Origin of the sequence: Microcoleus sp. B3-D7 (genome assembly GCF_036705305.1) — a bacterium.
Classification (GTDB): Bacteria; Cyanobacteriota; Cyanobacteriia; order Cyanobacteriales; family Microcoleaceae; genus Microcoleus.
This window is the reverse complement of the sequence record NZ_JAUBUE010000047.1, coordinates 43,072-51,604: the sequence shown is the minus strand read 5'-3', so window position 1 is coordinate 51,604 and position 8,533 is coordinate 43,072. Positions and strand designations below refer to the sequence as shown.

The 8,533-nt window shown below is 46.7% G+C and carries 4 protein-coding genes; all 4 read right to left on the bottom strand.

Translation table 11 applies throughout. The annotated features are described in order from the left end of the window. Positions 1–939: 939 nt before the first annotated feature. The gene (locus QUB25_RS24350) at positions 940–2,100 is read right to left on the bottom strand and encodes a PepSY-associated TM helix domain-containing protein (RefSeq protein ID WP_333187034.1); all 1,161 of its coding nucleotides are present in this window, start codon (positions 2,098–2,100) and stop codon (positions 940–942) included. A 7-nt stretch (positions 2,101–2,107) separates the two neighbouring features. After that, positions 2,108–4,309, bottom strand: coding sequence for an acylase (locus QUB25_RS24345; RefSeq protein WP_333187032.1), 2,202 nt, complete (start codon positions 4,307–4,309; stop codon positions 2,108–2,110). A gap of 189 nt (positions 4,310–4,498) precedes the next feature. Continuing rightward, positions 4,499–5,296 carry a TauD/TfdA family dioxygenase gene (locus QUB25_RS24340; protein ID WP_333187030.1) on the bottom strand — a complete coding sequence of 266 codons (798 nt, stop codon included), beginning with the start codon at positions 5,294–5,296 and terminating at the stop codon, positions 4,499–4,501. A gap of 166 nt (positions 5,297–5,462) precedes the next feature. After that, a complete protein-coding gene (locus QUB25_RS24335) occupies positions 5,463–8,420 on the bottom strand; it encodes a TonB-dependent receptor domain-containing protein (protein ID WP_333187027.1) in 2,958 nt (985 codons plus the stop codon). Between the last annotated feature and the right edge of the window lie 113 nt (positions 8,421–8,533).

Sequence of the window (8,533 nt, the reverse complement as noted above, 5' to 3'; positions counted from 1 at the left end):
TCGTTTTTTTTACGGTTTTACTAGCTTTTTCATTTTAGCTATTTTTTCAGGGATTTGCAAAACTGAGATGCACCCGTAAGAACTCCCTCGCGAGGTTTTTTATGGGGAGGTATTAATTAATGGTCGAGTGCATAAGCTTTATCCCCTTGAAATTTTTGTGAGGGGTCGGCAGGGCGATCGCTGTTTTGTCCAATTTTTTATATCTACCATTGCTCCGGTTTCTCCAACTACTACATCAACGATTTCTTTACCAGATGGCATGACTCTTGCCTGGTTCTTTTTAGTGTGTCTTTTTTGCGAACCCGAGTGAGTTTTTTTCTGTTACCGATCATCTTTCGGTCTTTCTATAAACTGGTCGTAGCTATCTACTATTAACTCCAATTATGTCAAAATTTCCAGCATCCATGCCAAATCAAAATCACTTTTTTTTACTTGTTCTAACAAGGAAGCAGACAATAACTCTCTCAAGTGTTTTAGCCAATGGTGAAAAATATAATTAGCGGTTGATTCGCCTCGGCCAAATTGTACCCTAAGAATTTCAAAGGTTGGTAGGTGATGCAGATACAGGGTGGGTCAAAATAATTGGGTCTGATATCGTTAGTTTAGGGTGACGACCGCTGCTAGGTTTAATGATTCGGATTTTCTGATTTTCTTCATGTCTTTTGTGGCGAGTCTACAGATTTTCTGCATTAGTAATTAGTTCGATTAGTTGGTCGTAATATCTACCCAACAGTCTTTGAGTCTCGGATGGATGTTTCTCAATATATTCTCCGCTGTGACTCAGGTTTTTTGAGGTAAAATTCCCTGATAATTTAAGAGCACTCGGTCAACCATTTCTTTTTGGGAGATGTCTAATGGAATTGTTGCCTTCTGCGATAGCATTGTTGTCTGCACCAACAGAAACTTATACTGTTTCACTTTAATCCCGATCGATCATTTTCAAAACCAAGGCCATTCTGCGAGCGGAGAAAATTTTTGAGATTCAACTACGATCGCGGTAATTTGCCGGCTTGCTTCCCGCCGCTGAGCTAATCTCCACTGTCGCCTGCGCCAGAGTACCAGACCAGTGATTGATAGCAATGTCGGCGTCAACCCGATGAAAACGTAGAGGATGCGTGTTGTCAACCCGCCGAAAGCACCGATATGTACCGGGAACAACAAATTTATAATTTGGGATGCCACAGGGGCTGTAAAACCATTTTCTACCCGCAAAACTTCTCCACTGTACCGATCGAGATAGACGTTGCTGCTACCGTTCGGATGGATCTCTCCGACCAGTTTTTTACGTACTACGAATGTCCCCTGCGGTTTGCTGGGAAAGGTAATGTAAATGGTTTTTCCGGGTAACGCCAAGTCCGCTTTTTGTAAAATAATATCTGCTGTAACTGGTGGCAAATTTGCCACCATATTTGATGTTAATTCGGGGTTTTTTGGCGTGCCGGCGAGCGAGTAAATCACGCCCTTAAACTGGGTGTGAAAAATCATGGCTGTGCCGGTGGAGGCGATCGCAATCAGAAAGACACAAGATAAAATCCCCCCGACTTTGTGAAGATCGTAGTTGATTAGCTGAGGCACAGAACGCCACCGGATTGCCAAGCCGGCTACCAGCTTTTTCCAACCAGGCCACAAAATGATTCCAGTTACACTCAGCAGCAGCAACAGCAGTCCACAGATACCAACAACTGTTTCGCCAAATTTGCCTCCCAGAAGGCTGACATGGAAGTTATAAATGAAACTCATAACAGTCCGGCCCCACTGCTGAAAACCCAGAACTTCTCCCGTGTAAGGGTTGAGATAGACGTGGGCAAAATCGCCGCTGTTTAACAGCATTCTCGCTGTATAGACACTATCTAACGCGCGAGGTAGCTCAAGGAAATTAAGCTGCCAATGGGGATAAGCTGAACGGATTGTATCGATCGCAAACTGTACAGATACCCGATCGCCCTGCGGGATAACTTGGAACATCTGGGGATTGAGGAAAACCTCGATCTCTTTCCAGAAAACCAATGAACTGCCAGTTAAGCTGACGATCGCTAGCAGGATTCCCACCATCACACCTACATAGCGGTGCAAAACTAATGCGATCGGGCGCAATTTCATAAGTACCTCACGGTGCATAATTGATACTTTGAACGGCTCGATCCGACCCAGAAAACACCTCGCGTTTTGCTAAGTGAGATTCAATTTCTGTGCGCGATCGCCAAACCGGTCGCAAACCTTGACTCGCCAATAGCTGCAACTGAGCGCCATCTTGCGGTGAACCAACCATCGTCGAGTTGCCGTAGCTGGTGAGTACCATTGCCCTTACTGGATTGGAAAACTCGACCGCCGCCACGTAACTATCGCCTTCAACAGCTCGAAACCGGGCGTTTTGGGTGGGAGCAAAACTGAGTACCCGAAAAATACCCAAGTTGCTAGGCCCTCCACTTGCTGGCAAATCCACAGCGCCTTCGCGCAACCGGAAAACATCTCCCCAAGGCACGTCCAGCGCTCCATAAGCAGCTTCTACCTTGGTGGCAGCAGCACCAAGGGCAGTCACAGCAGCAGCAGGCTCTGCCAAACCGTCGGGCGTAGTTAGCGGAGAGTCTTCATTCCAAGGAATAGCAAACGAGATAGGGGAACCCATCTCTTGAACCCAAGCAGCAAAAAGTACCGCGCCGCGACTATCCGCGTCCGCCTTGCGATCCCAGACAGCCAGCACGTCAGCCGCACGGCGGGCTAATTTATTGTCCTGCTGCTGGGTAGCGACGATCAGATCGTCAAGCAAGCGCTCGGCTAATTCCATTCGCGTTGAGTGCTTGTACTCAATCATTTCTTCAAAAGAGATGTTTTCATCTTCAATCAGCATCTTCGCAGAGTGCTGAGCTCGAAGGTACATCGGGCCGCGAGACGACATATAGGGTGGGTAATCATCGGGATCGATCGCCTGCGGAAATGTTGTTGTCCAAGGTGGATCGTTCGCATTTTGCAACCAGCCGCTAGGGGGATCGATCGAGCGCGGCAAATCTTGATAGGGATGAATTTTCGTCCACAGCGTACTCGATGTGTCGCCTGGGATCGCGCCCTGCCAGTATTTAAAGTCTCCGCCGGCCCGCATCGGAACTTGACCGTTGAACAGGTGCATAATGTGTCCGTCTCGATCGGCGTACAGCACCGTGAACATAGGAATCTGCAAGGGTGCGAGCGCCGCCTCAAATTGAGTTAAATTGTGCGATCGTGCCATATTCCACCACTGCTCAAGTGCTAAGGGTCGATCGAGGCCAACAACGCGCAACGCCACAGCCTTACCCTCTTTCTTGCCAACCACCGGCCCGTAAATAGAACGTCGCACCGTCAAGGGTTCGGAGCGCCGAGAACCGCTATCCTGCTTGACTTCAACGATTTGTTCTTCTGTTTCAAAGGCTTGGATTGTACCGTCTAAGCGGTAGCCACCATCTGCCAGTGTCAGTTCGTAGGCATCCCAGCCATCATGCCGGTTCACAGTGTGAGTCCAGCCGAGAGAATCATTGAAAGCAATTGTCAGCACGGGGATGCCAACCAACGAAGCCCCGTAAGCATTGATGCCTGGTGCTGTTAGCTGTGATTCAAACCAGAGAAATAAGTCCGACCAGGGGAGGTGCGGGTTAGCCAGCAGCATCGCATTGCCAGTGGCTGAATGGGAAGGTGCGATCGCCCAGCCATTAGAGCCGAGAAAACTATCATTAATATCGTTTTCGGTTGCACCGGAATTATCTAGAGGACATGGCAGTGTCCTGTCCCTACCCTGATTAATTGTAGGAACACGGCACTGCTGTGTCCTGGCTGTGGGTAATATTAATTCCGATGTTACCGGATTTGATATAACGTCCTTGACTTCCTGAGGATTAACCACAAACGTGAAGTTCAGCACCCGCTGAGTGTGAGCCAGCAAGTCTACCCCATCAATTGGCAGCACGGCTTTAACTTCATTGTCGATCGCATCGCTATGTTCTGCAGCATAACTATTAATTCCAGCAGCAAAAGCATCGAGATAGCTGCGAAAAGTTGGATTTTGTGCATCGTACCAAGAGCGAGCGCGAATAGGAATTCCCATAGTTCGTACCCACTGATCTGATTCTAAATATTTTTCTCCCCAGTATTCTGCTGCTCTTCCTCTCGCCTGTCCGTAGAGGCGCAAAATCAGGTTGCCGTGAGTTTGCATCTGTGCCCAACCAAAGGCGCGGAAAAGGCTTTTGGTATCTTTGGCATAAACATGAGGAATTCCATAAGTGTCCCAGAGGATTTCAGCACGAGTCGGAGCGGTGGCAAAACTATATTGACTGGTAAACAAGACAAGGATCAGGCTAAGAATAAACGGTAAAAGTAGGAACGACCTACTTTTAATAAAAAAAGCTGATTTTGAAACATTGAAAGACATTTTTACCTACCCATCTTTAAAAAAAAGTGAAACTCAAAAATTCAGCATACTGTTGGCAAATAGAATCTTACGCCGACTGTCGGTAAAAGCCTGTCTGCCGTGCTAAAATCTTGAATAGTCAATCATAACTAAATCACCAGATTGCCACGATATTGCAACCGTCAGTCTATCCATAACTTCCTTTATTTCACCAATCGCTGCATCGGGAATTGGGGAATCATCTTCATAAATTACTTTTCTAGTTCTTTGTTCGTTGATAATACCGTTAGCAAAGGAGTCGTCATTACCATACTTTGTTTTAACGACAGCAGAACAAACATAACCTAGAGTCACATACTGGTCATCATTGATTGTGTATTTGACACCTTCAAAACAGTTCAGCGCTTTTTTGACATCAGCTAGCGTAGCATTTTCTCCTAAAAAATGCTTCCCGTTAGCAACAGGTATATTTTGAATAAACTTGTTTTTTTTAGTCAAAAATAACTGCTTTACTTCTTCACTTAATTCTGACCAGACTTGTACGCCTTCCCCAAATAAAGTTTCGCCACCATCGGCGGCCGACAGCTCACAACAAAACCAAACGGCATCGGGTCGTAAAGGAGTAGTAGCGCCTTCAGCATGAGGAGCGATATATCCCATTCCTTCGTTTACAAGATGGATGGCTCTGTCGCTCGAATCTGCCCGAATTTTGACATCATCGCGAACGAATTTAGAGCTAAATTGTTCGGCAATTTTTTTAAACTGTTTCTGATGGACGGCAAATCCTCGAAAAAGAATTAGACCGCATGATTTAAACATATCCCTAATTTCTGCTACTGAGAGGTGAAAAATATCTGAGCAACTATCGCCACTCTCAACGAGCTTTCCTGTACAGGTTCCCAGCGAAGCGATTTTTATCATGCGCTTTGTCCTAGAAATTTACCGTCAATTTGTAGTGAGACTTGAAGGCTTCAAAACCCTTTATGGCTTACTACAAACATTTTTTTGATAAGGGTTTAACGAGATTTGATATAGCAGTTGGTAATTGGATATGTACTGGTTTTAATTACCAATTACCAATTACTAATTACCAATTGAGCGTGTAGCGGACGCTAAGGCTTCTGCCTCTAGCTGCAAACCTCTCGGAATTATCAAAACCGCCGGCACGTTGAAACTGAACTGGGAAATATTGGGTGTCCAACAAGTTCTCAATGCCAATATTTAACGTACCCGGCCCGATCGCGATGCTGCCGATATAGTCCACCACCAAATAGTTATCGATGTCCGCAGGGTCAACTCCTTCATCAAAAGCCCGATCGCGATTCCCGATATAAACCAGTTGCAGTCGGTTGCGCCATCCCGGGGTAGTTTGGTGTTGAATATAACTCGTCAGCTTCAGAGGTGAGATAATGCTGCTATTGAGAGGCAAATAGTCTCCATCTTGATTGACATCATTTTCACCTTCCTGCCAAGTTGCAGTGCCGCCGAGTTGCCATCCCCCTCCCGGCCGCCAGTCGAGAGTTCCTTCAACCCCATAGATTCGTTGCGGAGCCCGATTAATTCCTATGGGAAAACCGCGATCGTCTAATACAAAACTTTCACCCAATTCGGAGGTATTGTAAAAACCCGAAATAGACGCATTTACTTGTTCCCAGTTGCCGCGCACCCCAATTTCGTAGTTGTCAACTCTTACCGCTTCTAATTGTTGAAAATCGCCCCCAATCGAAAATCCGGCTGGCGGACGGCGCAGCAAATTGCCAAAATCTGGTATGCTAAAACCTTGAGCAAAGTTACCAAACACATTAAATGTGTCTGTGATTTTATAGACAGCACCGGCATTAAACACGGTGTTATTAAAGTCCAAATCTCCACCTTCAATATTTGCATTGCCTGGGAAGGTAGTGTAGTCGTCAACACTGAAACCAACCCGCTGGTGGCGCAATCCGCCAGTGACTAAAAAGTTATCGCTAATATCCCATTGGAACTGAGCAAACAAACCTAGCTGGCTGAGGTCATAACGCGGTATTTCAACGCGCTCGTTAATTTTACGGTAAACTCGGCCGCCGCTTTCGTCGAAAGCCACAGGATCGAAAATATCCTGCACCACGGTGTTGTACTCGCTGTTATAATCAACTCCCCACAATAATTTAGCTACTGTAAATACAGGAGTCTCAATCTGCAAGCGACCGCCCCAATTTTGATTTTCTACTTGTCCAAACGTAATATTTTCAAAAAAAGCCTCTCGAAAATCCCCTGGGAAAAAATTTAGAGTATTGTACCGATAGTAAGCTTGAGCCTGAAGGCTGCTGCCAAAAAGCCGATCGTTGGTGTAGGTGAAGTTAAGGAGAGTATTTTGATCTCTTGGGGGGGTAGAGTCAATAAATTCCAGTTCTCCTACTCTCAAAGCGCGGGCTTTTTCTGTTCCGGCCGGGCGGGTATTGACGCTCAAATCGTTGATGTACTCGTTATCGACTTGGGTGGAACGGTAGTGATTGAATGTTAATTGTAAGCGCTGTTGAGAATCTAGGTTTACTCCTGCCTTAGCTAATACATTGAAGGTTACGCTTTGATCTAAGGGGCGATCGTTAAAAATGCGATCGCCTTCAGCATCATAAAAAGTGCCGGTGCTTTCTCGTGAAAAGGAAAGGGCGTAGTTATAAGCGCCCTCTGTACCCGATAGGGAATGCGCGATGTAGTTGCCAAAACTGCCGCTTTCTAGGAAGCGTCGGTTGCCGGCTGCTGCTGTCAGACCTACTTCTGACTGTTGAGACAGCGTAGTTTCGCTCGGCCTGCGGGTAATGATATTGATCGTCCCGCCTGTGGCCTGACTTCCGTAGATCGCATTGGGGCCGCGAACCACCTCAATTCGCTCGATCGCATTGGGAGCAATGGTTTGCAGGCCCCGAGGTTGAGTATTTGTGGTCAGGGGTACGCCGTCAACTAAGACAGAAATATTGCGACCGCGCAAGTTTTGCCCAAATTGATTTCTCGATTGAGTCGAAGCCCCTAAGCCTGGAACCTCCCGACCGACAATATCTTGCAGGCTTCGCGACACGGGATTTTGTTGCTCAATCTCCCTACGGGTAATTACTGTCACCGAGCGCGGTATATTTTGTATAAATTCTTCAGTGCGCGTGGCAGTAACGACAATTTCAAGTTGGTCAGAATTTACAGGAGTCACGCTGAGAACTAAACCGCGATCGCTTTCTACTAATTGTGCCGGTGGTGCTGCTTGTTCTCCGGTAACGGTGACTCGGATGCGCGAACCTTCAAGCTGAGTTACTGTCACCTCAGCAATTCCTCGATCGGGATTTTGAGCGCGAAATTCCTCACCCGACGGTAAAGCTAGTTGAGCATTTTCGATTTCGGCGATCGCACTTTTGCCTTCTGTTCTGGTAATAGCTTGCAGCAATTGACCCGTTTCAGTTTCTAAGATGACTTCCAAACCAGCCGCAGTAGGGTTCAGCTTTACACCTGTTACTTGTACGACTGATTGAGAGATTTGCACAGCCTCAGAAACAATAAAACTTGACGGCGATGGCTCAAGTAATCCTTCAACACTGGTGCTAGGGCGATCGATGTCGTTGAGTTTTGGTATGTCTGTTATTGGTTCAATATCAGGATTAGCAGAAGCGCGAGCGCTATTACTAGATACCTTCAATACACCTTGTGCAACAGGCATCCTGCCTGCTTCTGAGGAGCTTTTTTTGATATTTCTCCTGTCTTCTGAAGCAACTGTCGAGTGTGAATTGAGTTTTTGGACTTGCTTCTCTACAGGTAGCTTGACTTCTAACTCCTCGCTTTCAAATGATGGCTTTTCTGCGAGCGGTTTTTGGGACGGGATGACAGAAGGAATCGCCCACCATTGAGTGCGATCGTCGGCTGTTGAGGGATTTACTGAACTCGGATCGGGGGCGAGTGCGGGTGCACCTTCAGCAGAGTCGGAGTTAGCGCCCTCAGAGAAACTTCTTGGCCCTGCCGCTGCTACTGGCATGATACCAACGCTCAGCAGTGCAACACATAAAAAAGGTACACGCAGTTTCATTTTCCTTCACACCCCACACTTAAAAACTTGAGCTGCTACACCATCTATAAGAGTGAATGCACTGATTGAGCTGCACTCCCGAGTTGTGCTCTGGTGAAAATCTACCCGAGCAA

Bases quoted from the DNA above. Each gene is read 5' to 3' on its own strand.
- QUB25_RS24350 (WP_333187034.1), bottom strand. From the start codon at position 2,100: ATGAAATTGCGCCCGATCGCATTAGTTTTGCACCGCTATGTAGGTGTG.
- QUB25_RS24335 (WP_333187027.1), bottom strand. From the start codon at position 8,420: ATGAAACTGCGTGTACCTTTTTTATGTGTTGCACTGCTGAGCGTTGGT.
- QUB25_RS24340 (WP_333187030.1), bottom strand. From the start codon at position 5,296: ATGATAAAAATCGCTTCGCTGGGAACCTGTACAGGAAAGCTCGTTGAG.